General features: G+C 39.4%; 19 protein-coding genes and 1 pseudogene. All 20 read left to right on the top strand.

Going from position 1 to position 26,713, the window contains the following annotated elements; translation table 11 throughout:
- Nucleotides 1-291 precede the first annotated feature (291 nt).
- The 20 genes and pseudogenes from E2K98_RS20630 (at nucleotide 292) to E2K98_RS20530 (ending at nucleotide 26,645) form a co-directional block, all read left to right on the top strand.
- A complete protein-coding gene (locus E2K98_RS20630; RefSeq protein ID WP_133337463.1) occupies nucleotides 292-1,680 on the top strand; it encodes an amino acid permease in 1,389 nt (462 codons plus the stop codon).
- Nucleotides 1,681-2,000: 320 nt separating this feature from the next.
- Nucleotides 2,001-3,602 (top strand): FMN-binding glutamate synthase family protein, encoded by a 1,602-nt coding sequence (locus E2K98_RS20625; RefSeq protein ID WP_133337461.1) that lies wholly within the window; start codon nucleotides 2,001-2,003, stop codon nucleotides 3,600-3,602.
- A 124-nt stretch (nucleotides 3,603-3,726) separates the two neighbouring features.
- Entirely contained in the window at nucleotides 3,727-4,608 is an 882-nt protein-coding gene (locus E2K98_RS20620) for a fumarylacetoacetate hydrolase family protein (RefSeq protein WP_133337459.1), read from the top strand.
- Between the two features lie 333 nt (nucleotides 4,609-4,941).
- A complete protein-coding gene (gene larB, locus E2K98_RS20615; protein ID WP_133337457.1) occupies nucleotides 4,942-5,700 on the top strand; it encodes a nickel pincer cofactor biosynthesis protein LarB in 759 nt (252 codons plus the stop codon).
- A pseudogene (gene larC, locus E2K98_RS31775) lies at nucleotides 5,697-7,031 on the top strand (nickel pincer cofactor biosynthesis protein LarC). The gene larB and the pseudogene larC overlap by 4 nt, the downstream one beginning before the upstream one ends.
- 458 nt (nucleotides 7,032-7,489) lie before the next feature.
- Entirely contained in the window at nucleotides 7,490-8,824 is a 1,335-nt protein-coding gene (locus E2K98_RS20600; protein WP_133337451.1) for a gluconate:H+ symporter, read from the top strand.
- Between the two features lie 217 nt (nucleotides 8,825-9,041).
- Nucleotides 9,042-9,893 (top strand): ATP-dependent sacrificial sulfur transferase LarE, encoded by an 852-nt coding sequence (gene larE / locus E2K98_RS20595; RefSeq protein WP_133337449.1) that lies wholly within the window; start codon nucleotides 9,042-9,044, stop codon nucleotides 9,891-9,893.
- A 13-nt stretch (nucleotides 9,894-9,906) separates the two neighbouring features.
- Nucleotides 9,907-11,679: a PrpR N-terminal domain-containing protein gene (locus tag E2K98_RS20590; RefSeq protein ID WP_133337447.1), complete on the top strand. Its 1,773-nt coding sequence runs from the start codon at nucleotides 9,907-9,909 to the stop codon at nucleotides 11,677-11,679.
- Nucleotides 11,680-11,928: 249 nt separating this feature from the next.
- Entirely contained in the window at nucleotides 11,929-13,284 is a 1,356-nt protein-coding gene (locus tag E2K98_RS20585) for a four-carbon acid sugar kinase family protein (RefSeq protein ID WP_235824886.1), read from the top strand.
- 125 nt (nucleotides 13,285-13,409) lie between these two features.
- On the top strand, nucleotides 13,410-14,417 hold the full coding sequence (pdxA, locus tag E2K98_RS20580) for a 4-hydroxythreonine-4-phosphate dehydrogenase PdxA (protein ID WP_133337445.1): 1,008 nt from the start codon (nucleotides 13,410-13,412) through the stop codon (nucleotides 14,415-14,417).
- A 97-nt stretch (nucleotides 14,418-14,514) separates the two neighbouring features.
- Entirely contained in the window at nucleotides 14,515-15,765 is a 1,251-nt protein-coding gene (locus E2K98_RS20575; RefSeq protein ID WP_133337443.1) for a nickel pincer cofactor-dependent isomerase, group 22, read from the top strand.
- A gap of 139 nt (nucleotides 15,766-15,904) precedes the next feature.
- A complete protein-coding gene (locus tag E2K98_RS20570) occupies nucleotides 15,905-16,585 on the top strand; it encodes an urease accessory protein UreH domain-containing protein (RefSeq protein ID WP_133337441.1) in 681 nt (226 codons plus the stop codon).
- 249 nt (nucleotides 16,586-16,834) lie between these two features.
- Nucleotides 16,835-17,029, top strand: a complete 195-nt coding sequence (locus E2K98_RS20565; RefSeq protein WP_133337627.1) for a YezD family protein — start codon at nucleotides 16,835-16,837, stop codon at nucleotides 17,027-17,029.
- 138 nt (nucleotides 17,030-17,167) lie between these two features.
- On the top strand, nucleotides 17,168-18,205 hold the full coding sequence (locus tag E2K98_RS20560; protein WP_133337439.1) for a sulfate ABC transporter substrate-binding protein: 1,038 nt from the start codon (nucleotides 17,168-17,170) through the stop codon (nucleotides 18,203-18,205).
- A 14-nt stretch (nucleotides 18,206-18,219) separates the two neighbouring features.
- Nucleotides 18,220-19,056, top strand: coding sequence for a sulfate ABC transporter permease subunit CysT (gene cysT / locus E2K98_RS20555; protein WP_133337437.1), 837 nt, complete (start codon nucleotides 18,220-18,222; stop codon nucleotides 19,054-19,056).
- A 15-nt stretch (nucleotides 19,057-19,071) separates the two neighbouring features.
- Nucleotides 19,072-19,920 (top strand): sulfate ABC transporter permease subunit CysW, encoded by an 849-nt coding sequence (cysW, locus tag E2K98_RS20550; RefSeq protein WP_133337435.1) that lies wholly within the window; start codon nucleotides 19,072-19,074, stop codon nucleotides 19,918-19,920.
- A 33-nt stretch (nucleotides 19,921-19,953) separates the two neighbouring features.
- Nucleotides 19,954-21,024, top strand: a complete 1,071-nt coding sequence (locus tag E2K98_RS20545) for a sulfate/molybdate ABC transporter ATP-binding protein (RefSeq protein ID WP_133337433.1) — start codon at nucleotides 19,954-19,956, stop codon at nucleotides 21,022-21,024.
- 123 nt (nucleotides 21,025-21,147) lie between these two features.
- Complete coding sequence (locus tag E2K98_RS20540) at nucleotides 21,148-21,378, top strand: hypothetical protein (protein WP_133337431.1); 231 nt, start codon at nucleotides 21,148-21,150, stop codon at nucleotides 21,376-21,378.
- A 369-nt stretch (nucleotides 21,379-21,747) separates the two neighbouring features.
- Complete coding sequence (locus E2K98_RS20535; RefSeq protein ID WP_133337429.1) at nucleotides 21,748-23,688, top strand: PhoX family protein; 1,941 nt, start codon at nucleotides 21,748-21,750, stop codon at nucleotides 23,686-23,688.
- Between the two features lie 203 nt (nucleotides 23,689-23,891).
- Nucleotides 23,892-26,645 carry a bifunctional YncE family protein/alkaline phosphatase family protein gene (locus tag E2K98_RS20530; RefSeq protein WP_133337427.1) on the top strand — a complete coding sequence of 918 codons (2,754 nt, stop codon included), beginning with the start codon at nucleotides 23,892-23,894 and terminating at the stop codon, nucleotides 26,643-26,645.
- The last annotated feature ends 68 nt before the right edge of the window (nucleotides 26,646-26,713 follow it).

The raw sequence follows: 26,713 nt of genomic DNA, 5'->3' as shown, positions 1-26,713 counted from the left end.
AGCTAGTACCACTATTTTACTCTATTTTGCAAATCTATAAAATGAAAATTTTGAATTCTCGGAAATTATATAAAGATGGGGAATTATTATCTTTAAAAATTTCAAGTCTTTATTTTTTGCTTTTGATATAATATCTTAAAAGTAGGTAATTTAATAATTATCTATGTTTGATTAGTGTTTTGGATAATTTTGAAAGCGTTTATTAAGGTAAAAATATTATTTTTATATCATTAAATTTCAGAAATTAATAAAAATTAAATAATTAAATTTATTCATCAGGAGGGGAATTGTGTGGCAAATAAAGAGTTGAAAAGGGGACTAGAGGCACGTCATATTGAAATGATTGCATTAGGCGGCACCATCGGCGTCGGCTTATTTATGGGATCAGCGAGTACGATTAAATGGACAGGTCCATCTGTCATGCTGGCTTATGCGATTGCCGGAATCTTTATTTTTTTCATTATGCGCGCAATGGGTGAAATGCTCTATTCAGAGCCAACCACCGGATCCTTTGCAACTTTTGCCCATAAATATATTCATCCATTAGCTGGTTATATGACAGCATGGAGTTATTGGTTTCAATGGGTTCTTGTTGGAATGGCAGAAATTACTGCGATAGGAATGTATATGAATTATTGGTTTCCGAATCTTCCTCAATGGCTGCCAGGAATCATTGCGATGGTCATCTTAGGACTTGCGAATCTAGTTTCAGTTAAGTTTTATGGAGAATTTGAATTTTGGTTTTCTCTTATTAAAGTAGTAACGATTGTCCTCATGATTATTGCAGGTCTTGGTTTAATATTTTTTGGATTAGGGAACCATGGACATGCCATCGGGTTATCGAATATTTGGAAACATGGCGGCTTTTTCACAGGCGGCTTTAAAGGATTCTTCTTTGCATTATCTCTTGTAGTAGCTGCCTATCAGGGAGTGGAACTCATCGGTATCACGGCAGGGGAAGCAAAAAATCCGACTAAAACCTTAAAAAAGGCAATTAATAATATCATTTGGCGAATTTTAATTTTCTATATTGGTGCAATTTTTATCATTGTTACTGTGTATCCTTGGAATCAATTAGGGACAATTGGCAGCCCGTTTGTTTCGACCTTTGCTAAGGTAGGAATTACAGCTGCTGCGGGTATTATTAACTTTGTTGTCATCACAGCAGCTTTATCCGGTTCAAATAGTGGAATTTATAGTGCAGGTCGAATGCTTTATACTTTAGCCATAAACGGCCAAGCACCAAAAAGTTTTGCTAAAATCTCAAAAAGTGGGGTTCCGGCAAACTGCATTTACGCAACACTGATCGGCTTATTTATTGGGGTAATTTTGAACTATATTGCTCCAAAAGGTCTCTTCCTTTATGTTTATAGTGCCAGTGTTCTCCCAGGAATGGTGCCTTGGGTTGTCATAATCATTAGTGAGCTTAAATTTAGAAAAGAAAAAGCTGCTGAAATGTCCAGCCATTCTTTCAAGATGCCATTTTCTCCAATCAGCAATTATTTGACGATTGTATTTTTACTATTCGTCCTTGTGGGAATGTGGATCAATACTGATACTCGTGTTTCGTTAATTGTAGGTCTGGTATTCCTTGCCATTGTTGCGGGCAGCTTTTATCTTTTTAAAATGGGTAAACGTGTTCCGTTAGAGGATTCAAATAAAAAGCAAAATATTGCTTAATAAAAAGGGCTGATGGTGAAGTAATAACAACGCCATCAGCCCTTTTATTATGAGAATCCGACGCTCCCGCATAGGACCAGATGATAAAATATATTTTTGGAATGCAACTTATTCATCATAAAGAAAAACATCCATCAGAAAGCTCCTACCGTACCCTCCCCTCACCAGCAAATATCGCATAGACAATTTCTTTCGAAGTTTTCACATGCATTGAATAAAAATCAGTCCTTAAAGGTTAAATACATAAATAAAGGAAAGCATAAATTTTTCCAATACAGAGCAAATTATAAAGAATTCAACTCATGTCAAGGAGGATTTGGATGAATATCGCGGATGTCTTCACGATTATTGGATTTATCGTTTTTGTTGTTATTATTATTGGACTTTTGATTTTACTTGTCTATTTGTTAAGGTTGGATCGAAATCAAAAGATGCATTCCATTTTAAGGAATTATCCGGTATTAGGAAGGATGCGTTATTTTTTAGAAAAAGTCGGTCCGGAGTTTCGCCAATATTGGTTCAACAGCGATACAGAGGGAAAGCCCTTTTCGAGGGATGAATATGAACATATCGTAAAAAGTGCCAAGTACAAACGGGATGTTGTTGCCTTTGGGTCGAAACGTGATTTTGAGGAAGAAGGGCTTTTTGTCCGTAATGATATGTTTCCAAAATTGGCGGAAGAAGAGAAAATGGATCGGGAAACAAAGGTGAACACAAAAAGGTATCTATTACTGCGAGATCCGCTTTTTTCACAAAGAAAGGAAAAATGGGAGGATGAAGAGGCACTTGCCTATTTATTGCACGATGATGATGCCGTAGTGGTAGGTCCTAATTGTAAGCACCCTTTTGTATTAAAGGGGTTAATCGGTATGTCTGCGATGAGCTATGGTGCTCTTGGAAAAAATGCAGTTACCGCCCTTTCTAAAGGCCTGGCCTTAGCAAAAGGGACCTGGATGAATACAGGTGAAGGCGGCTTATCCCCATACCATTTAGAGGGCGGAGTAGATATTATTATGCAGATTGGCCCTGGTCTTTTTGGAGTACGTGATAAAGATGGGGGCGTGGATTGGAATGAGTTGAAACGCAAGAGTGAGATTCCGCAGGTAAAAGCATTTGAACTTAAACTTGCCCAAGGAGCGAAAACGCGGGGCGGTCATATTGACGGAGAAAAAGTCACCCCTGAAATTGCCGAAATTCGGAAGGTTGAACCGTATAAATCGGTAGATAGCCCGAACCGTTTCCATCAGTTCAGTGATGTTCCTTCAATGTGTGAGTTTATTGAAAAAATCCGCGATACAACAGGAAAACCAGTCGGAATGAAGATTGTTGTCGGTGGGAATGACAGTGTAGAACAATTAGCAAGATATATGAAAGAAACCGGAAAAGGCCCGGACTTTATTACGGTAGATGGCGGTGAAGGTGGCACAGGAGCATCCTACCAGGAACTGATTGATAGCGTTGGATTACCACTAAAGTCAGCTCTTCCAATTTTGGTCTCCACGCTTCATAAATATGGGGTACGCGACCGGGTGAAAATCATCGCATCAGGGAAACTGTTTACCCCTGACCGCATTGCGATTGCGCTTGCCATGGGAGCAGATTTGGTGAATATTGCCCGTGGTTTTATGATAACGGTTGGATGTATTCAGACCTTAAAATGTAATTCCAATACCTGTCCAGTTGGGGTTACAACAACTGATCCCGACCTGCAAAAGGCACTTGTAATCGATGAAAAGAAATACCGTGTTGTGAACTATCTTGTCACACTACGTAAGGGTTTATTTCGGGTTGCAGCCGCAGCCGGTATTGACTCACCCGTACATTTTAAGCCTAGACATATTAGTTACAAGGATGAAAAGGGTGTTGTAACTTCTCTTGAGAGTATTTTAAATGAAATCGAGCAGCATATTGGTGCAAGTTAATTGAGTCTTGTCCCCTTAGAAGTGAGTTTCTGAGGGGGCAAATTTTTTTATAAGTTGATTTTGAGTAAAGTATGTACCAATATATTATTTGAAAAGTCATAAAACTAAGAGGAGATGTGGCACGATGAAACTGCTTCAATTTAAGAAAAACGATGAGATTTGTTTAGGGGTGAAAACAGATTTTGGGATTTTAGATATTAAAGAAGCAGCCCAAGCCTTCGAGCAGTCCGTTCCAGTTACCTTAAAAGAGGTAATCTCTCATTCTGAGGAAGGGCTGGCTAAACTTACAAGTTTAGTAGAACGGTCTATATCACACAGAAATGATGAATTATTTATTTCGGACGATGCTGTAACCTACGCACCAGTTGTGACGAATCCGGAAAAAATTATTTGTGTCGGCTTAAACTATATTAATCATGCCAAAGAGTCTAATATGGATATTCCAACTTCACCGATTTTATTCAGTAAATTTAATAATACTTTAGCGGCCCACCAAGAGCCTGTTATTATTCCAGAAGGTGTTGGAAAAATGGATTATGAGGCGGAGCTTGTTCTTGTAGTCGGCAAAACAGTCAAAAATGTTTCAGAGGAAGAAGCATTGTCCTATGTCTTTGGTTATACAGCTGGTAATGATGTTTCTGCGAGAGATTGGCAATTCAAAACTGGACAATGGCTTCTTGGAAAAACTCCGGACGGGTTCGCTCCTATTGGCCCATATGTTGTGACAAGTGATGAAATCAATCCCAACCATTTAACGATTGAATGCCGAGTGAATGGAGAAGTTCGCCAAAAAGCGAATACAAAGGATATGATTTTTAACTGCGCAACTTTGGTGAGTTATATTTCGCAGCATATGACTTTAAAGCCTGGAGATCTTATTTTTACAGGGACCCCTGATGGTGTCATCCTGGGATATCCAGAGGAAAAACAAAACTGGTTAAAATCCGGTGATGAAATGGTTGTTTCAATTGAATCTATTGGGGAGTTAAAAAGTATTCTACAATAATAAACAAAACCTGTTCCAGTGACAATACTGGAACAAGCTTTGTTCTATAAATTTACTGCTCAATTAAGTGTAAACAAAATTCCAAATCGGCTTGTATAACCGACAGGGATTACCATAAAATCACATTAAGAAAAACATATTTAAATACTTACGGGTACGTTATACATAATAGAAACGGTTTTAATATTTATTTAATAATAAAGTCAACTATGCATTTACGCAAAGATTATTCTATAATTGGAGGGGCTGAAAAATAGTATTTTTGAACGGCCAAAGAAAATAATAGTTGATATGGTTTGAATTGAACAAGATCGTTTAAGGTGAGTGAAAAAAATGTTGGAAGAGATATTGCAGCAAGTTCAGACGGGTAAATTAAGTGTTTCAGAGGCGAAAGAAAAGTTAGCCACATATGAGGATTTAGGATTTGCAAAAGTCGACCACCACCGGAAGAATCGTCAAGGGTTCCCAGAGGTGATTTATGGGGAAGGGAAAACGAAAGAACAAATCCATTCCATTATAAAAGCAATCAGATCAAAAGATCAAAATATATTAGTTACACGAATTTCAAAAGAAAAAGCTGATTATATCCTTCGTGAACATCCTGAATTTATTTATAATGAAACCGCACAGATTCTCTACTGGAAAAAAAACATAAATGGAAAGGAATCTTATCAAGGATATATTGCAATTGTTTGTGCTGGTACATCAGATCTAAGAGTAGCAGAAGAGGCTGCAATTACAGCTGAAGCATTAGGAAGTGAAGTTCGTCGTTTTTATGATGTTGGGGTCGCTGGGATTCATCGCTTATTTGATAATATTGAACAAATTCAACAGGCGACTGTTTCAATTGTGGTAGCAGGAATGGAAGGCGCTCTTCCAAGTGTCGTTGGGGGTCTCGTAACACATCCGCTCATTGCAGTTCCAACAAGCGTTGGTTATGGTGCCAATTTTAATGGTTTGTCCGCGTTGCTGACCATGTTGAATTCATGCGCTTCTGGTATTAGCGTTGTGAATATCGACAATGGGTTTGGTGCTGCCTACAACGCTGTACTAATTGATAACATAGCAAAAAAAGGAGCAAAAAAGGGATGAAAACTCTATATATCGATTGTTTTTCAGGGATCAGCGGTGATATGTTTATTGGAGCTCTTTTAGATGCAGGGGCAGATCCGGCTATTTTAGTGGAAGAATTTAAAAAGCTTCATTTTGAAGATGAATATCAATTGACTTGGAAGAAAATCTTGAAGAACGGGATCACCAGTACTAAGTTTAATGTAGTGTTAACACAACCTGACCACGATCATGAACATCACCATCATGAGCATGACCACCATCATGAACATCATCATGAACATAAGCATGACCACGATCATGTACATCACCATCACGAGCATGATCACCATCATGAACATGACCATCATCACCACCACCGTTCATACAATGATATTGTAAAAATGATTGAATCATCAGACTTGGCAACTGAAGTGAAAGAGACTTCCTTAAAAATCTTTCGGAAAATAGGTGAAGCGGAAGGGCATATTCATGGTTTGCCATTAGAAAAAGTTCATTTTCATGAAGTTGGTGCAGTAGATTCGATCATTGATATTGTCGGAGCTGCCATTTTAATTCATCAGTTGGGCATAAAGATAATAAAATCTTCACCCGTTCCTGTCGGCGCAGGGAAAATACATATTGATCACGGGATTTATCCAGTTCCTGCTCCAGCGACACTCGAAGTACTAAAGGGTGTACCGATTGAACAAAGCAATGTACGATTTGAACTTACAACCCCAACAGGTGCAGCCATAGCTGCTGTGCTGGCAGAAGAATATTGCCCGATTCCCTCTATGAAAGTAGAATCAATTGGATATGGTGCTGGAACAAAAACCTTTAAAGACCATCCCAATGTACTTCGTGTTATCATTGGGGAATAGACCATAGGAGGAGTAAAAATGGTTTCTCATCCTCATAACAACGAACATATTGATGATGAAATGATTAAAATAGAAGTAAATCTTGATGATATACCAGGTGAATGGCTCGGTTATGTCATGGATTTACTTTTTGAAGCTGGGGCCAATGATGTATTTTATACACCTATTTATATGAAAAAAAATCGACCGGGAGTTTTGCTTCAGCTCCTGTCATCTCGTCATAAACTAGATAAAATGAAAGAGATTTTATTTAAAGAAACAACAACATTGGGTATACGCTATTATCCCTTAACGGTCCACAGGCTAGAAAGACAGTTTAAATGTGTAGAAACAGTGTGGGGACCTGTCACCGTGAAGGAGGGATATTACGAAGGCAAGCTTGTGCAAAGAGCTCCAGAGTATGAGGAATGCAAAGAATTGGCAAAGCTTCATACCATCCCGTTGAAACATGTGTATGAACATATATGGAAAACAATAGATCAAGATTAATGCGGATAAAGGCTTACGCCTTTTATCCGCATTTTTTTTTGAGTGAAAAAAGCCGTATTGCCTTGGAACTTTTTTGGAGAGAATAGAAACGAAACTCTCTAGTGTCCTTGCAAACAAGACATCTTTGACTCTTTTATTGCCATATTAAATGGCAATCTAACAGTGAATTAAGATATATGTTGAAAAAAGAGACAAAAAATAATCCTCCCTGTCCTATTGACAAGATTATTCATAGATTATAAAATGAAAACGTTCACATGTGATGCGATAAACAACAAGTTTTTTAGAATCGATATCCTTTTGGGTAGATTGTGTTGCAATTTTGTTCTTCTGCTAAGAAAATGAAATTGGTTAAGTAAGAAACATTATATGTAAAGACCATCCATACGTCATGTGTAATAGCAATTATCAGCATTTTTATATTAAAAATTAAACAAGGAAGTTGGGGGGAATCAATTATGCCTTTAGTAATAATTGCAATAGGGGTACTATTATTACTTATTTTAATTATGCGCTTTAAATTGAACACATTTGTATCCTTGATTATTGTTTCATTTATCGTTGCCTTATTATTGGGAATTCCAATGAAGGATGTTGTTAAATCAATTGAAACCGGTTTAGGCGGAACACTTGGTCATATTGGAATCATATTTGGTCTTGGGGCAATGCTTGGCCGATTAATCGCTGATTCCGGTGGTGCAAATCGTATTGCGACCACGCTAATCAACCGATTTGGGGAAAAACGAATCCAATGGGCTGTATTAATTGCTTCGTTCATTTGTGGTATCGCTTTATTCCTTGAAGTTACGATTGTATTATTAATTCCAATTATCTTCTCTATCGCAAAGGAATTAAAAGTTTCTATTGTAAAATTAGGTCTTCCGATGGTTACCGCTGCTCTTGTGGCACATGCGTTCTTGCCACCGCATCCAGGCCCTATCGCAGTTGCAGCAGAGTATCATGCAAATGTTGGATTAATGTTACTTTATGGAATCATTGTTGCAATTCCAACTGTTATCATTGCTGGCATTTGGTATCCAAAGATTGCTCAAAAAATTGTCCCAACAGCATTCACTAGAGAGGGCAGTGCCTCTTTTGGTGTTGCAAAATCTTTTAAATTAGAAGAAACACCTGGATTTGGAATCAGCGTATTTACAGCTTTATTCCCAGTTATCTTAATGGCTATTGGTGCCGTTGTCGATATGGTAGGATTTAAAGAAAATACGTTCATCACAATTATTCGCTTTATCACAAACTCTGACACGGCTATGATTCTTTCTGTTTTATTCGCCATTTACACAATGGGATTGCGCAGAAGAACTCCAATGAAGACGTTGATGGATTCCTGTGGTTCAGCAGTAAATGCATTGGGAATGCTGCTATTAATTATCGGCGGCGGCGGTGCCTTAAAGCAGGTTATTGTTGATGGCGGCGTTGGTGATTATGTTGCTAAATTATTCGAAGGTTCTCATATGTCACCGGTTCTGTTTGCTTGGATTGTGGCAGCTTTACTGCGTGTCTGTCTGGGATCCGGAACTGTTGCAACCTTAACAACTCCTGGTTTAGTGCTTCCATTGCTTGCTACTATGCCTGATGTTAACTTAGAGCTAGTTGCACTTGCAACAGGTGCAGGCAGTGCCATCGCATCACACGTTAACGACGCAGGATTCTGGATGGTTAAGGAATCGCTAGGTATGAGTTTGAAGGAAGCATTCGGAACCTATACAGTTCTTTCCACAATCGTTGGTGTATGCGGATTAGTATTTACTTTAATATTAGATATGTTCTTATAAAAAACAGAAGGGGGCCGTTTTATAGAGATTCTATGAAATGGCCCTTTTTTTATTAAAAATATATTCTTGAAATCGCTTTAGTAATTTCTTTTACTTTAGAAGAAATTTGCTTATAATTAAAATGTGTTGCAAAATGCAAAGAATAAAAACGTTTTTTAAACAGCTTGTTTTGGATCAATAAAATATATATGAAAAATATAGATAGGTGGAAATCTGCATGAACGAGAAATACGAGCGTTTGAAAGATATCTTAAATGAGATGGGCAATGTGGTCGTTGCTTTTTCTGGCGGTGTCGACAGTACGTTTTTATTAAAAGTAGCAGTTGATGTTTTAGGTGTTGAAAACGTTTTGGCAGTGACGGCTGATTCGGAAACATACCCTTCAAGTGAACTAGAAGAAGCGAAAAAGCTTGCCAAACTGATTGGCGCCACACATAAAGTGATTGAAACCTCCGAACTTGATATCCCTGGCTACGCAGAAAATGACCGAAACCGCTGCTATTTTTGTAAAAATGGGTTGTTCGAAGAAATCGTACCGATTATGCACCAGAAGGGATTTCAAAACGTGGTCTATGGTTTAATTGCCGATGACATGAGTGAACATCGTCCTGGCGTCCGCGCAGCGAGAGAGCATGGCGTGCGCGGGCCGCTTCAGGAGGCGAATCTTTTTAAAGAAGAGATTCGTGAGCTTTCAAAGCAATTAAACCTGCCTACTTGGGAAAAACCATCCTTTGCCTGCCTATCATCCCGTATTGCCTATGGTGAAAGAATTACCAAGGAAAAATTAACTAAGGTAGAAAAGTCCGAGGCTTATCTGAAATTACTAGGGATTCGACAAGTGCGCGTCCGGACTCATGAAGAGATTGCCAGGATTGAAGTGGAACCTCAAGATATGCAGTTAATTTTAGCAAACCATCAAGAAATCCAAGAAAATTTGCAGCGTTTCGGCTATAAATATGTCACACTTGATCTTCAAGGCTATGTGAGCGGCAGCATGAATAAAGTGCTAACACCAAGCTTTATTAAAGGTGAGTCCTTGATGGAAAATAAAAAAATAGAGGATATTTAGTAGGTGAGGGGATATGATTAAAGCGTTGGTTATTGTCCCGTATGAGGGGCTATACGAAATGATGAAAGAGATACAGCAGGAAGTGAAAGATTTCCAACTTGATATTGAATTAGGGAACCTGTATGAAGGTGTCGCTGTTGCAAAGGAAGCCGAAAATAATGGCTACCATGTCATCATCAGCCGCGGTGGTACAGCGTCCTTGATTCAGGAGGCCGTATCGATACCCGTGATTGACATTCAGGTGACCGGCTATGATGTTTTACGTATCATCACTCTTGTAAAAGGGTTTTCTCGAAAATCAGCGATTGTTGGATTTTCGAATATTACCCAAGGTGCTGCAACAATCTGTAAGATTCTTGATTTGGATATTAAAACACTAACGATTTCAAAAGATACTGAGGTTAAAGAAATTTTAACGAATTTAAAGAAGGATGGCTATGAAGTGATTATCGGTGACGTGGTCACGGTACAAGCTGCCAAGCAGTTGGGACTGACGGGCGTGCTGATCACTTCCGGCAAGGAAGCGATTATGGAAGCATTGGAAGAAGCGAAAAGATCCCATCGCATCTTCTCGCAGCTGCAGCAGGACGTTTCATTATTTCAATCCATTCTCGATGGTAACGAACAACCAATCGGTGTTTTTAACAGAGAGGAGAAACTCGTTTACGGGAATGAACGTTTCAATCGCGAATTTCATTGGATGATTGTTGAAAATTCCAACGATATAAAAAAGCTGATTCAAGAAACGGCGTTAATGAAGGAAAAGCAAACAAGAGCCATTCACATTAATCAGTCATTTTGGAATATCACTGCTTGTCCGCAAAATGGTGCGATTGCTTTATTTTTCGAAAAAAATATTCCGAACCAAGCTGCCGTGCAGGATGGGGAGAGAAAAACGAAAAATGCCATCGAATTCCATACGTCTGCTACGTATGTCCTTTTTTCCGGAAAAAGCGAGCCGATTCAGAAGGTGTTAAAACAAATTGATCAATACTGTGCAAACGATGAAACTGTGTGGATTTCAGGCGAAAAGGGTAATGGAAAGCAATTAGCAGCCCACACGATTTATGTGAAAAGGAATAACGCGTACGCCCCATTTATTGTGCTCCATGGTGATATTTTAAGGTCAGAGCAGCTGAAGGACTTCATGAATGACTTTTTTGAAAAATATGCTCATGGAGTCATTTATTTAAAAAACATTGACCAATTGAGCGAGGATATGCAAAAAGAGCTATACCACTTCGTCAAGAATGGCCATCATACAAAAGTAAAGTGGCTAGTGTCATCCGGGAACAATATGGAAGAAAAGGTCAAAACTGGCACGTTTGATCGTGACCTGTACTATACACTGGGTCAACAAAAAATTTACATCCCGCCACTTCGGGAGCGCCGGGAGGATATAGAGGATTTAGTTCATGTTTTTATATCTGATCTTCATCCGAAATATGGGAATGCTATCGTCGGAATTCGCAATGATGCTTTGGACGAGCTTGCCTGTTATGATTGGCCGGGCAATGTGGAGCAGCTAAAGCAAGTAATCGAACAATTGTTTAAACAAACAAGTTCTTATTATATTGAAAAAGAAGATGTGGCGGCGGTTTTAGCAAAATGTGAGCAGCCTGAGAAAAAGGATGAAGCATTAACTCCTATCGATTTATCCGGCACATTAGAAGAAATCGAAAAACAAGTCATTACCAAAGTTTTGGAAGAGGAAGGGCTAAACCAATCAAAAGCAGCCAAACGTCTAGGTATTAACCGTTCCACACTGTGGCGCAAGCTAAAATAACAGCTTGCGTTTTTTTATGCACTTAAATGATGCAAAAAGAAACACAAAAAACTTCTTGTAGTATTTTTTCTATATGTATTGCCAAATGCAACATTTTGTTTTAATATTAATATTACTGAAAGCGTTTTAAGATAAAAAATTGGTGTGTTGCAGAATTTATCATACCAATAAGAATAGGCGATTTAAATCGGATGAAAATAATAGAACTCGATACAAGACAAACTAGAAATAGCATAAAAGGGGGGCGGGATGCAGGTGAAACTAGCGGTTATAGCAGACGATTTAACAGGTGCCAATGATACGGGCGTCCAATTTGCTAAACAAGGATTAAACACGGCAGTGCTATTTTCCGAGACGCAATTACAGCCGGCACATTTAGGTGCAGATGTGATTGTCTTAAATTCTGATAGCCGTGCCTTAACGTCTGAGAAGGCTTATGAAGCGGTTTTTAATTTAGCCGCACAATTGAATAAATTGTCTGTTTCAAAAGTCTTCAAGAAGATTGATTCTACTATGCGGGGGAATATTGGTCCGGAAATTGATGCCGTCATGGATGCATTTAAGTTAAAAACCTCGTTTGTGGTTCCGGCTTTTCCAAATAGCAATCGAGTGACCATAAATGGAAATCATTATGTGAATGGTGTCCTTTTAGAGGAAACACCCATTGCACAGGATCCTGTCTGCCCGGTAACAGAAAGCTACCTGCCCAAGTTGCTGCAAGAGCAAAGTAATCGGGAAGTCGCATTAATTTCCATTTCGGATGTGCGAAAAGGAAAAAGCCATTTATCAGAAAAAATAAATGAGCTATCCTCAGGAGACATTTCAAAAATTATCATCGTTGATGCTACGACTGATGAAGAACTAAAAATGATAGTAGAGGCTGCGGAATTTTTAGAAGAGAATTTCCTTTGGGTAGGTTCAGCCGGAATTGCTTATCATCTGTTTAACACTGGCCAGCGTGAAAGCCCATTGCATCATCAACAGTCGGGTCAACGGCTTCCAGTGCTTGTCGTAGCGGGCAGTGTGAATCCTGTTATTGACCGGCAAATTCAAGTCCTAAGAGACAAATTTCAAGTCGAGGAAATTGTCATTTCTCCGGAAGAATTCTTTTATAAGGACAGGAGAAAGTGTGAAATTGAACGGATTGTGAAAGCTGGCCAAGCATTGCTTGGAAAAAGCGATTTAGTGATCACGACCAATCGCGAGCGCGAGGCCATCAATCGGGTGAAGGACCTGCAGAAGAAACTTCGATTATCGAACTTTGATGTAGGTTACACCATTGCTGAATCGATGGGCGTTATCGCTGGCGAATTGATTGAAAGTAGGCCTATTTGCGGGGCGGTTTTAACAGGCGGAGATATCGCAGGAGCCGCCTGTAAGGTATTGAACGGTGAAGGAATTCGCGTCATTGGTGAGGTGGAAGCCGGTATTCCTTATGGGAAATTATTCGGAGGGACCTATGACGGTATGCCGATTGTGACAAAAGCGGGTGCCTTTGGAACGGACCAGGCCCTTGCCAAAGCTTTACAGACCATTACGGATGTAAATGCTCATGTTAAAAACTGCGATTGGCGCCATACTGATACTTCTTATGTATGCAGCTAAACATTATATTGGCTGAAGAAATAGTATTAACTAGGAACATCCCAAACATATGTCATATGGAACCTTTGATTTGTCATTCGATATATGCTTGGTGAAATAAGATGTGATAACAGGAGGAAACAAAGATGGCAGCAAATAAACCAATTATTGCAATAACAATGGGAGACCCCTCAGGTGTCGGACCGGAAATTATCGTTAAGTCATTAAATGACAAAAACATCTACGAAAATTGCCGTCCATTTGTAGTTGGCGATCTAAAAATTTTAAAAAGAGCTTTAGGGGTTACAAATATTGGCCTTCAATTAAACACCATTTCAAATCCTGAAGATGCCAAGTTCGAATACGGTACAATCGATATTATCGATTTAGATTTGGTATCAGAAGATTTACCATGGGGTCAAGTTTCTGCTGATGCTGGAAATGCGGCATTTCGATACTTAGAAAAGTCTATTTCTTTTGCGAATGAACAAAGAATTCACGGCATTTGTACTGCTCCTTTAAATAAAGAAGCGCTTCACAAAGCCGGCCATATGTACCCTGGTCACACTGAAATCTTGGCGGAATTGACCAATACAAAAGAATTCGCGATGATGCTGTCAGCGCCCGGACTGCGCGTCATTCATGTTACAACCCATATTGGACTTCTTGACGCGATTAATAAAATTAATGTTGACCGTCAATATACTGTTATCAAACTTGCTCATGAAACATTGAAAAAAGCAGGAATTCAATCTCCGCGCATTGCCGTTTGCGGAATCAATCCTCATGCCGGCGAAAATGGCTTATTTGGACATGGCGAAGAGGAAGAAAAGATTATTCCGGCCGTCGAAAAAGCACAAGCTGAAGGCATTAATGTACAAGGACCGCTTCCGGCTGATACATTATTCTTCAGAGCCAGACGCGGCGATTTTGATATTGTTGTCGCACAATATCATGACCAGGGCCATGGACCAATTAAGGTATTAGGTCTTGAAGCAGGAGTAAATATCACAGTCGGTCTACCAACAATCCGTACAAGCGTAGACCACGGAACTGCTTTTGATATTGCTGGAAAAAATATTGCGGATGAGCAATCGTTAAAAGAAGCAATCCGTATGGCGATTGAATTGGCTCCTGAGAAATTGGAAAAATAAAATGAATGTTTGTTTTCAAGCAAGAGGTCTCTATTAAAATGATCTCTTGCTGCATTTGTATGTAAGAGTTTTTATTTTTTGAAAGGGGAGTAGTACGATGTCTTTTCCGAAAATAGCAAAAATAAGACAAAAATTTCAAGTGGAAAGTTTAACGGATATCCCTGGAACGATTTCAGAGCAATTTCAACTTGTCAATGCCGATGAAAAAATCAAGCCTGGCATGGAGATTGCCATAACCGTTGGTAGCCGAGGGATTAACAATATCCCTTTAATCGTGAAAAGTGTTGCCGTTGAAATTAAGAAGAGAGGCGCAACTCCATTTATCATTCCGGCAATGGGAAGCCACGGCGGCGCTACAGCCGAAGGGCAAAAAGAAATGGTGGAAAGTTTGGGTGTAACGGAAGAATATACTGGCTGCGAAATTCGTTCCTCCATGGACGTCGTTGAAGTTGGCATCACGTCGGAGGGGATCCCTGTTTATGTTGATAAGATTGCTTATAATGCAGATGGCATCATCGTAATGGGCCGTGTGAAGCCGCATACAGATTTTAAAAATAAAATTGAAAGCGGCGTCTTAAAAATGGCTTCCATTGGTATGGGTAAGCACAAACAAGCCTTAGCTTTACATACTTACGGCATTAAGGGAATCAGCGAAATGATGCCTGAAGTAGGGAAAGTGGCGATTAAGAATTCCAACACCTTATTTGGTATTGCCATTGTGGAAAACGCTCATGAGGAAACCGCCATCATTGAAGCCATCGAACCAGATCAAATTGAAGACCGCGAAAGAGAATTATTGAAAAAAGCATTTGCTTTAATGCCGTGCCTTCCAGTCGATGATATGGATATTTTGGTCGTCGATGAAATCGGCAAAAACTACAGCGGAACTGGTATGGATACAAACATCATCGGCCGTATCCGTGTATTGGGCGTAGAAGAGCCGAAAAAACCAACTATCAAATATGTCATTGCCTCCAATTTAAGTGAGGTCAGCCACGGCAATGCGCTGGGAATTGGCTTAGCTGATTTAACAACAAAGCGTTTATTTGAAAGTATCGATTTAAAAGTAATGAACGAAAATGTTGTAACAAGTACATTTTTAGCACGGGCAAGCATTCCAATTGTCCTTGATAATGACCAGGAAGCACTAAAAGCTGCACTAAGGGCTAACTGGGGAATTGCTTGGGAAGAGGCAAGAATTGTAAGGATCCCAAATACTCTTCATATTGGGGAGTTATTTGTATCTGAAGTAATTTTTAATGAGTTGAAAGACAAAGGAAACATCGAGGTATTAGAGAATCCACATGAAATGAAGTTTGATGAAGAAGGCTATTTCTTTCCGATGTAATATATGCTAATTTTATATCTGCTTTAGCGGGAACAGCTTATAAACTTACAATTTTAATAGGAAATAATAGGGAAACAAGGCATTGCTCTTAGTAATGCCTTGTTTTATGGTTTATTTATGATTTTTAGGAGGTATCGAAATGGATGTAAGCTTTTTATCCATTCTAGCATTAGGATTTGTGTTAGGAATTAAACATGCAATTGAACCGGATCATGTCATAGCTGTATCTACTATTGCTAGTCAAAGTAAAAAGTTATTCCGTTCTTCTCTGGCTGGAGTGTTTTGGGGAATCGGTCATACTGCAACATTATTAATAGTTGGAATTATATTACTGATTTTGAAAGGCCGAATACCAGAAAAATGGGCTATGTCATTTGAATTCTTGGTAGGTATAATGCTTGTTTATCTTGGTATATCGACTATCACTTCATTAAAAAAGATACACGTTCATCAACATGAACATGATAGTGATACTCGTAATAAACATGGGAACCAACAAAGGAATCTATCCTATATAAAATCCATGGTAATTGGTCTCGTTCATGGTCTTGCCGGAAGTGGTGCAATGGTGCTTTTAACGATGAGTACCGTTAAGAGTGTTTTGGAAGCAGCTGTTTATATCGTTATCTTTGGCTTTGGGACTGTGTTTGGTATGCTTTTCTTTACAACGATTCTTGGAATTCCGTTTATTTTTAGTGCCAAACGATTAAGATTGAATAAAACTCTTACACAAATTACTGGAGTAATCAGTACAGTGTTCGGTATCTATTACATGTATAATTTAGGGATAGCAGAAGGGTTGTTTAAAATGTGGTTATAATAGTTGAACAAGTAAAATTATTTGTTTAGAAAAAATTTTAAAAAGGATATTGATTTTTCAAAAAATCCATATTAAGATATGTAAAAGTAATCATATAAGATTAATCGGAATTGGAATCAAACAAAGACTGTGACCGATCAGACGAACTGAAGGACACTTATCTCATCATCGGATAAGTGCCCTTTTTTTTAACCTTCAAAGGGGAACTGCAATGATTGACCAAATTAAAAAGAGAGGAATGATATTTTGATGGTAAAAGGGCGTTTTAATCAGGAAGTGATGGAAAAAATAGTTAGCTTATTAGAAGGATTGGAGTTTGGGTCTATTCAAATAACGGTCCATGATTCGCAAATCACCCAAATTGATCGATTAGAAAAATATCGATTTCAGCTGCAAAGCAAAAAAAGCACACAGATTATAACAGGTAAACAAGTAGGTAATTAATTATATGATGCCGATCGGACGCCCGAAGGCCCTTTAGTTTTACGTGATAATGTACGTAACTAATGGGGCTTTTTTATTTTAAGAAAGCCCGTAATAAAACATATTGGCTTTTTTAGCCTAAAAGGAGAGAAAATGAACATGAAAAAAACATGGATTGCTTTATTAACATTCCTTCTTCTTATAGGGACTGTCGGGTGCTCCAACCAAACGGCAACCAAAGAGAACCATGGAAAAGGTGCCAAAAAGGACATTGAACTATTAAATGTATCCTATGACCCGACACGAGAGCTTTATGAACAATACAATAAAAGCTTTGCTGCTCAATGGAAGAAACAAACTGGACAAAAAGTAACCATTAAACAGTCTCATGGCGGTTCTGGAGCGCAGTCGCGTTCTGTTATCGATGGCCTTGAGGCAGACGTTGTAACATTAGCGCTAGCATATGATATCGATGCAATTGCGGATAGCGGAAAAATTTCAGCGGACTGGCAAAAACGATTAGACTCCAATAGTTCGCCTTATACCTCCACCATCGTGTTTCTTGTCCGCAAAGGCAATCCAAAAGGGATAAAGGATTGGAATGACTTGGTGAAAAAAGGCGTTTCGGTTATTACGCCTAATCCGAAAACCTCTGGAGGGGCAAGGTGGAATTTCCTGGCTGCATGGGGATATGCCTTAAAGCAAAACAACGGTAATCCTGAAAAGGCAAAGGAATTTGTTGCAAAACTATATAAAAACGTACCTGTATTGGATTCAGGTGCAAGAGGTTCAACCACTACCTTTGTGGAAAAAGGAATCGGTGATGTGTTGATTGCATGGGAAAATGAGGCCTATCTTGCTATTAATCAACTAGGGAAGGATAAATTTGAAATCGTTAATCCATCCGTAAGTATTTTAGCAGAACCACCTGTCTCTGTTGTAGATAAAGTAGCGAAAAAACACGGGACTGAAAAAGTGGCACAGGCTTATTTAGACTATCTCTATTCAGATGAAGGCCAGGAAATTGCCGCAAAAAATTATTACCGACCACGGTCACAAAAAGTTGCTGAAAAGTATGCTGCCCAATTTCCGAAAATCAACCTATTTACTATTGATGATCTTTTTGGCGGTTGGAAAAAGGCACAAAAAACCTATTTTGATGATGGCGGGGTTTTTGATCAAATCTATAAACCATAAAGGAGATCATGTTCATGGCTAAGAAATTCAAACAGAAACAGGTATTGCCGGGGTTTGGTCTTTCTATGGGATATACGTTGATTTATTTAAGCTTAATCATCCTGATTCCACTCGCGGTTCTTTTTTTAAAGGCGTCAACACTTAGTATAAAGGAATTTTGGGACACTGTAACAGATGCGAGAGTAGTAGCTTCCTATAAACTGACCATCTATACATCCTTTATCGCGGCCTTGATAAATGCTGTTTTTGGAACCTTGATTGCCTGGGTTCTAGTACGATATGAATTTATTGGTCATCGGATTATAGATGCAGCGGTTGACCTGCCATTTGCCTTACCCACTGCAGTGGCGGGAATTGCTCTTACGACTATTTACGCACCAAATGGATGGATTGGACATTATTTTGCTGCGATTGGGATGAAGGTTGCCTATACCCCGCTTGGAATTATGATTGCACTGACTTTTATCGGATTGCCATTTGTTGTCCGATCTGTCCAGCCGATATTGCTGGATTTGGATTATCAATATGAGGAGGCAGCTGCATCACTTGGTGCTAATCCTATACAGCTTTTTTTCAAAATAATCTTTCCTGCTATCTTCCCTGCCATCCTTACGGGTTTTGCCCTTGCCTTTGCAAGGGCATTAGGGGAATATGGATCAGTTGTCTTCATTTCCGGTAACATGCCGATGAAAACGGAAATTGTTCCCTTGTTGATTATTACGAAACTGGAGCAATTTAATTATGCAGGCGCAGCGGCCATTGCCAGTGTCATGCTTGTCTTTTCGTTTATTCTATTATTCTTAATTAATTTTTGGCAGTGGAAAACAACAAAAAAACATCGACTGACCTAAAGGTGATGATGATAAATGGTGGTTAAAGAATTAGTAGTTCATGAAAAAAGAATACAGGCTGATTGGGCAGCCAAGTTACGAAAATGGTTCCTAATCGGAATTGCCCTTGTTTTTTTAGGTTTATTTATCCTGCTGCCATTGCTGACCGTGTTCTCTGAAGGATTGAAAAAAGGGATTCAGTTATACTTTTTATCCCTTATAGAGCCGGATGCACTGGCCGCGATTAAGTTAACGTTGCTCATAGCCGTAATTGCTGTTCCGGTTAATACCGTTTTCGGTGTGATTGCAGCTTGGGGGATTGCAAAATTCAATTTCAAGGGAAAAAATATCCTCATTACGCTGATTGATATCCCCTTTGCCGTTTCCCCTGTGATTGCAGGCTTAGTTTTTGTCTTGTTGTTTGGTTCTAGAGGCTTATTAGGTCCTTTTCTTGAAGCTAACAATATCAAGATTATCTTTGGTACACCTGGAATCGTTCTCGCTACTGTCTTTGTTACGTTCCCATTTGTTGTTCGGGAATTGATTCCAATCATGCAAGAACAAGGAATATCAGAAGAGCAGGCAGCTATTACGCTTGGAGCAAGCGGTTGGCAGATGTTTTTTCGTGTCACCCTGCCAAATATAAAATGGGGATTGCTTTACGGAGTGATTCTTTGTAATGCACGGGCCATGGGGGAGTTCGGAGCTGTTTCCGTCGTTTCGGGTCATATTAGAGGAGAAACAAATACGATCCCACTCCAGGTTGAAATTTTGTATAACGAGTATAACTTTTCTGCTGCTTTTGCGGTTGCATCTATACTGGCACTTCTTGCCTTGTTAACTCTTGTCCTAAAGAGCATCGTGGAGTGGAAGACCAAAAGGTAAGTATATGTTTTTGTATAATTGGGAGATGAAAAAATGGGGATTAGCATAAAGGCTGTTTCTAAATCATTTGGTACTTTTTCAGCAGTTAATAATGTAAATTTAGAAGTGCAAACTGGAGATTTTGTCGCATTATTAGGGCCATCAGGTTCAGGAAAAACCACTCTTCTTCGGTTAATTGCCGGGTTAGAGAATATCGATGCAGGAAATGTTCTGTTTCATGGTGTTGATTATACTAATAAAACCGTAAAGGAACGTCAGGTGGGGTTTGTTTTTCAAAACTATGCCCTGTTTGAACATATGAACATCTTTGAAAATGTAGCCTTTGGTCTAAAAGTAAGAGCTAGAAAATTACGTTTGTCCAAAACAAAAATAAAGGAAAAGGTCTTTGAACTATTAAAACTTGTTAAGCTTGAGGAGTTTGCTGACCGGTATCCATCCCAGCTTTCAGGAGGGCAAAAGCAAAGGATAGCGTTAGCAAGATCTCTTGCTGTCGAGCCGGAAGTTCTTCTGCTGGATGAACCGTTTGGGGCATTAGATGCAAAAGTTCGACTCGAGCTTCGGCATTGGTTAAGGGAAATCCATCAAAAACTCAACATTACCACCATTTTTGTCACGCATGATCAGGAAGAAGCCCTTGAAATGGCTGACACGGTCGTTGTTATGAATAACGGGAGAATTGAACAAATAGGCTCACCAGAAGATGTCTATTATCATCCTGTAAATGCATTTGTTTATAGCTTTTTGGGCAGAGTGAATGAATTTAGAGGAGAAGTCTTATTAAATATCAGTAATCAAATGGAGGTAACGGAGGAGGCAATAGGGTACATTAGGCCCCATGAAATTGTTCTTAGCAAGGTGGCGAAGTCAGGCAGCGTTCCATCTGAAGTTAGGCATATTCATACCGTCGGTTCCATTGTCCGGATTGAATTAAGGCGAGTTTTTTCGGAGGATTCTTTTGAAGTAGAAATGAATACGGATAAATACCGGGAAATCGGACCATTTGAAAAAGGGGAGACAGTTTACGCCGAGTTTAAAAATCTAGTAGTGTTTGGGAATAAGAAAGAGGGTCTTTCCATCGAAAATAAACTTCGGGCTATTTACTAAAAGACTAGTGAACTCAGTTTGGCAATCATTATTTAAGACATTACCCTATGGATAAATACCATAACTATAGATGAATATCCTGGTATCTTAGGGAGAACTCTAACTGTAAAGGAGGTTTTCCCTATGTGTGCCAATTTATTTAATAGAGATAAGGGCGAAGAAAAGGAAAAACTTGAAGAAGTTCTTGAGCATTCGATTGAGGTTGAAGAGGATCTAATGCGTACATATCTGATAGCAGCAGAGCGGGTCCATGATGATGAAGAATTGAAAGAACGCCTCGAAAATTTTGCAGAAGGAAATGCGAAAAGAACAAAACAGTTGATGGATGAACTGAATGAACAAAACGAGAAATAGATAAATGCTGCGGGACTATGGAATCTCGCAGCTTTTTTAATATAAAGCTCTGTTAAACTTGGTTGTTGATTTCCGCTCCAGGAGGCTCATCTGTCCCGCTGCTCCCGCAGGAGTCTCGCACCTTCCGCTCCAATCAACGTTTTTTAAAATCAACAGCCTAATTTAAAGAGAATTTTCCCGGGTAGAAGACAATTCCAAAAGGAAACGGAGTTATATTGTCGCCAATAAACCATATAATACCGCCTCAGTTCTTAAATTTACACCCTCTTAAAAATTAGTTAGCAAAATCTTTACAAAGGGAAAATGCTACCTTTACATTCATTTTATTAAATGAATATATAAATAATCGTTTTACGAGGGGGAGTAAAAATGAAGAAAAAACGCTTTAATAAAAAAGGGGCAGCATTGGCACTGGCATTCGCACTAACAATTCCAGCTTTAACACCTGCAGCCGCAGCAGGCAATGGGCATGTGACGATTGACTCTGTCCGTTTTAATGGGATGGATGCACCGAAGACAATTGATCAGATGGTTCAAACCTATACAAACGCATCGCTTGAAGTAAAGTATAGCAATGGTGAAGTGAAGCAATTCCCACTATCATATAAAAAGCTTTTTAAATCTGAAGATAAAGTGGCAATAAATAAAGGGCAGCTAATTCCGGCAGGAACACCAATTGATGTAAACGGTAATCCAATCATCGATACCAGTGTAGAAGGAAAACCTACATACTATGTATCAGATGCTCCCGACTCCAATAGTTTATTGAAACCAATTAATGGACAACTTTATATGGTGACCCATTATGAATATCAAACCATTGATGCTGCAGGTAAATCAGCATATGGTGTGGTTCCTGCATCGATGTCCTTATCAACACTTGAACAAAGTAAGAAAACAGGGGAATTAACACCAAAAGAGGTTAAGAAAATTGATTTTTCAAGTGTAAATGGACTTTGGATCCCATGTAACGGTTCACTGTCTCCTTGGAATACCCATTTAGGTTCAGAAGAATATGAACCTGATGCTCGAAATTTTGAAATGGATGCAAATTCATCAGCAAGAACTCAAACGGAAAGCTTTGCAAAACTTTATTTTGGTGACAAATCAAAAGCAAATCCTTACTTCTATGGATTTGTACCCGAAATTAAAGTCGACAAACAAGGGGATGCATCCGTTGAAAAACATTATAGTATCGGCCGTTTCTCTCACGAATTAATGAAAATGATGCCGGATCAACGGACAGCGTTCTTTGGTGACGATGGTTCTTATACGACGATGTTTATGTATGTAGCCGATAAAGCAAAAGATCTTTCTGCTGGAACGCTTTATGCAGCAAAGTTCCATCAAACTGGTAATGAAAACGGCGGTTCGGGAAACTTGGAATGGATCAAGTTAGGTCATGCATCTGACAAGGAAGTAAAAGCTATTATCGATAGCGGCATTAAATTCAGCGATATTTTCGAAACATCTGCCGAACCGAAAGAAGGTTTCAAAGCGATTAAACAATACTCCTATGGCAAAACTGAGTACCTAAAGTTAAAGCCTGGAATGGAAAAAGCGGCTGCGTTTTTAGAATCACGCCGATATGCAGCACTGCTTGGTGCGACATCTGAATTTAACAAAATGGAAGGTGTCACACTAAACGAAAAGGATAAAAAAGTTTACATCGCAATCTCCGACCAAAGCAATGGAATGCTGGCCAATGCTGCTGATCCAACGGATGATATTCAACTGCCAAAAATTAAATCGGGTGTAACTTATCAATTAAATCTGGCAGGCGGTCAAAAAGACAGTCAAGGACAAAAAATTAAAAGTAAGTATGTAGCCGCGTCGATGAATGGTTTAATCGTTGGTAAAGATATGCCGTCAGCGGATGCTTACGGGAATACAGCAGATGTAAATTCAGTGGCCAATACGGATAATTTAAGCTATTCCGAAGCATTAAGAACCTTATTTATCGGAGAAGATAGCGGCATGCATACGAATAACTTTGTATGGGCCTATAATGTTGATACAAAAGAATTATCGAGAATTCTATCGGTTCCTGCCGGGGCTGAATCGACAGGTTTGTTTGCAGCGGATAACCGGAACGGATTCTCCTATATCATGTCCAATTTCCAACATCCAGGTGATGAAATTGATGGCAAGAAGATTACAGCTGTAGATAAAGGCGATTTAGAAAAGGCAATGGAAGAACAAATCGGAATTAATCGTACGGGTGGAGTCGGTTATATTTCGGGTCTTCCTTCACTAGAAGATTTACAAAATAAAAATCGTGATGTAAAAAGCATCTTTTTAAAAAAATAGTTTTTAAATCAATCATTCAGGAACTCGATCTTTGACATCGGGTTCTTTTTTACTCTTTTTTATTCGTTTAAGCGACCTAAACTAGTCCGATCGTAATAGTTTAAAAGGATGAAATTTCTTTATTTGTAATTTACTTGAACTACATAAGAGATTAACAAATTAGGAGTAATCTATTTTTGTATTAAAAGATAGGAGTGGTGATAATGTTAAAGAAGTTTAGAAAAAAGAAAAGACTTCTGGCTGGATTGACCTTAGGAGCTTTCCTTCTTAGTTCTGCAGGTGTCTATGCTGCACAGGATGGGGCATTTGGAAGCAATTTTGTAGGGGAACAAGCAGATGGTTCTGTTCAGACCCCTGTAAACCAATTGATCACACCTGCGGGAAAACAAATTGAATTTGGCGGGAACCCAATTTCTGTTGCGATTCATCCAAATGGGAAGACGGCTGTAACAATCGTTGGTCGAAATAATTACGGCGGAAAAGGTATCAATGTTGTAGATTTGGCAACGGGAAAAATGGCCGTAACAGATTTTTCCATCGGCCTTACTACTATGTGGGGACTAGCTTATTCCAAAGACGGAAGCCAGCTTTATGCAACCGGTTCTAAGAGTGGTACAGGTAAAGTTGTCGTTATGTCCATTGATGAAAATGGTAATCCTTCAATTAAAAAAACTTATAATCTTCCAAAGCCGGCTGTAGGTGGAAATATCAACCCACTTGATCTGGCAGTGGGACCGCAAGGCCAGTTACTAGTAGCTCTCAACCGGGACAACAGCCTTGGAGTTTTAGATCCACAAACTGGAACATTAACTGCTAAAATTCCGGTAGAAAATGCCCCAACCAGTGTTTTAGTAGATGGAAATACGGCATACGTTACCAACCAGGGTGGTAGAATTGCAAAGAATAGCGACACGACAGTGGATTCCTCCGGAACACAAGTGGTTGTTGACCCGAAAACAGGTGCTACTACTACAGGAACTGTTTCTGTCATTGACCTTGCCACCAATACGGTAGAAAAAAATATTGAAGTCGGCGTCCAGCCAGAGCGGATGACCCAGTCGGGTCAGTACATATTTGTAACCAATACGAATAGTGACACCGTTTCTGTTATTGATACGAAATCAAAAAAAGTTGTCCAAACTATTGATATTAAACCATACCCGGATGCAGCAAAAGGAGCAGCACCGAATGCAGTCAAGGTAATCGATAACAAGTTAATGGTCAGCCTTGGCCGGGATAATGCGGTTGCCGTATATGACTGGCAGGGACCAGATAAAACTCCGGAACTACAAGGGTTATTACCTACTGCATGGTTCCCGGTAGATTTAGCAGTTGATCAGGAAAATAAAAATCTAGTAGTTGCGAATGCAGACGGAATCGGTTCCCGCGGTCCAGCGCGTGATTTAACGATTCAAGGAATCAAAGTATCAGGTCACTCTTCTTATGCACAAATTGGTTCTCTTTCGTTAATTCCTTTCCCAACAAAAGAGGCCCTCATTAAAGGAACCAAGCAGGTATATGCAAATAACAATTGGTTTGGCTTGAAAGACCTGAATGCAAAGCCAAGACATAACAAGAAACCAGTTGCCATGCCTGAGCGGGTGGGCGAGCCTTCTACTATTAAACACGTATTCTATATTATAAAAGAAAACCGTACCTATGACCAAGTCCTCGGGGATTTAGGAAAAGGAAATGGGGAACCGGCATTAACACAATTCCCTAGAGCTGTGACTCCAAACTTTCATAAATTAGCCGAAACCTTCCCGCTTTTAGATAATGTGTATGTTTCAGGCATCCAGTCCGCCAGTGGCCATCAATGGGTCATGCAAGGAACCAATACCGATTATGAAGATAAAGAGACCGATACAGCCAATATCCGAAGCTACCCAGGCGGTGCCGGAGACCCGATGGCATATGCCCCTACAGGACATCTATGGGACCAAGCGATTAAACATGGCGTTTCCGTAGAAAACTTTGGGGAAGATACAATCAGTTTTGTTGGATCAGAACCATTCGGAACATGGACAGATTGGTATAACGATGCCTTAAAGCTTTCTGGCCAAAAAGAAGGCGACTTGCATGTCCCAATTGGAAACTATCAAGCAACCTATGATATACCGTCGCTTGGACCAATTACGCATAAAACCTTTCCAACCTTTGATATGAACATCCCAGATCAGTATCGTTTTGAAATTTTTAAGCAGCAGTTTGAAAAGCATGTTAAAAATGATGATTTACCGGCATTGAATACATTATGGATTACCAATGACCATACTTCAGGTAACGCAACAGGATCCCCCACACCGCAAGCCATGGTAGCGGACAATGATTTAGCTGTTGGTAAAATTGTAGACCTTATCTCCCATAGCAAGTACTGGAAAGATTCCGTCATTTTTATTACTGAGGATGATGCGCAAAACGGTTTAGATCACGTGGATGGCCATCGAGAACCGGCGTATGTAATCAGCCCTTGGGTAAAAAGAGGCATTACGGACAGCCATTACTGGACAGTCATCAATATGGTCCGCAGCATTGAGCAGATTCTCGGGCTTCCTGCCATGAACCAAAATGATGCGGCTGCAGAACCGATGAGTGAGATTTTTACCAATAAGCCTGACTTTACACCGTACAATTTCGAAGCAAATCAAATTCCGCTTGATACCTTAAATGGTTCGCCAAATTCTAATACAGCAGCACTTGCTAATACAGATAAGGTTACACCGGAGGCAAAGGAACTTTCGAAAAAATGGACAGAATGGTCCAATAAGAACAAGAAGAAATTAACTGGACGTCATGCATCACCGGATGATGTGAATGCAAACATGTTGAACCATTCCGTTTGGTACGCGACAGAAGGATTTGATAAACCATATCCTGGTGAGAAAAAGGTTCACACACCGGATGAAGTGGCAGAACAGCCTGAAAGCTTTGCACCATCACCTGCTGATAATGACTAATGTGGCGTGATATTTAAACGAATATAACAATAGCTGCCCAATCGGGTAGCTATTGTTATAATTTGTAT

The organism is Bacillus salipaludis (genome assembly GCF_004358205.1).
The sequence above is the reverse complement of the archived record's forward strand: the minus strand, read 5'-3'. Positions and strand labels throughout refer to the sequence as shown.

Excerpts from the sequence above, each read along its gene's own strand:
- E2K98_RS20530 (WP_133337427.1), top strand. The coding sequence starts at position 23,892 with ATGTTAAAGAAGTTTAGAAAAAAGAAAAGACTTCTGGCTGGATTGACC.
- E2K98_RS20620 (WP_133337459.1), top strand. The coding sequence starts at position 3,727 with ATGAAACTGCTTCAATTTAAGAAAAACGATGAGATTTGTTTAGGGGTG.
- E2K98_RS20570 (WP_133337441.1), top strand. The coding sequence starts at position 15,905 with ATGGATGTAAGCTTTTTATCCATTCTAGCATTAGGATTTGTGTTAGGA.
- E2K98_RS20585 (WP_235824886.1), top strand. The coding sequence starts at position 11,929 with ATGCAGGTGAAACTAGCGGTTATAGCAGACGATTTAACAGGTGCCAAT.
- E2K98_RS20600 (WP_133337451.1), top strand. The coding sequence starts at position 7,490 with ATGCCTTTAGTAATAATTGCAATAGGGGTACTATTATTACTTATTTTA.
- larB (WP_133337457.1), top strand. The coding sequence starts at position 4,942 with ATGTTGGAAGAGATATTGCAGCAAGTTCAGACGGGTAAATTAAGTGTT.
- larE (WP_133337449.1), top strand. The coding sequence starts at position 9,042 with ATGAACGAGAAATACGAGCGTTTGAAAGATATCTTAAATGAGATGGGC.
- E2K98_RS20535 (WP_133337429.1), top strand. The coding sequence starts at position 21,748 with ATGAAGAAAAAACGCTTTAATAAAAAAGGGGCAGCATTGGCACTGGCA.
- E2K98_RS20565 (WP_133337627.1), top strand. The coding sequence starts at position 16,835 with ATGGTAAAAGGGCGTTTTAATCAGGAAGTGATGGAAAAAATAGTTAGC.
- E2K98_RS20560 (WP_133337439.1), top strand. The coding sequence starts at position 17,168 with ATGAAAAAAACATGGATTGCTTTATTAACATTCCTTCTTCTTATAGGG.
- cysT (WP_133337437.1), top strand. The coding sequence starts at position 18,220 with ATGGCTAAGAAATTCAAACAGAAACAGGTATTGCCGGGGTTTGGTCTT.
- E2K98_RS20545 (WP_133337433.1), top strand. The coding sequence starts at position 19,954 with ATGGGGATTAGCATAAAGGCTGTTTCTAAATCATTTGGTACTTTTTCA.
- cysW (WP_133337435.1), top strand. The coding sequence starts at position 19,072 with ATGGTGGTTAAAGAATTAGTAGTTCATGAAAAAAGAATACAGGCTGAT.
- E2K98_RS20590 (WP_133337447.1), top strand. The coding sequence starts at position 9,907 with ATGATTAAAGCGTTGGTTATTGTCCCGTATGAGGGGCTATACGAAATG.
- E2K98_RS20540 (WP_133337431.1), top strand. The coding sequence starts at position 21,148 with ATGTGTGCCAATTTATTTAATAGAGATAAGGGCGAAGAAAAGGAAAAA.
- E2K98_RS20575 (WP_133337443.1), top strand. The coding sequence starts at position 14,515 with ATGTCTTTTCCGAAAATAGCAAAAATAAGACAAAAATTTCAAGTGGAA.
- E2K98_RS20625 (WP_133337461.1), top strand. The coding sequence starts at position 2,001 with ATGAATATCGCGGATGTCTTCACGATTATTGGATTTATCGTTTTTGTT.
- pdxA (WP_133337445.1), top strand. The coding sequence starts at position 13,410 with ATGGCAGCAAATAAACCAATTATTGCAATAACAATGGGAGACCCCTCA.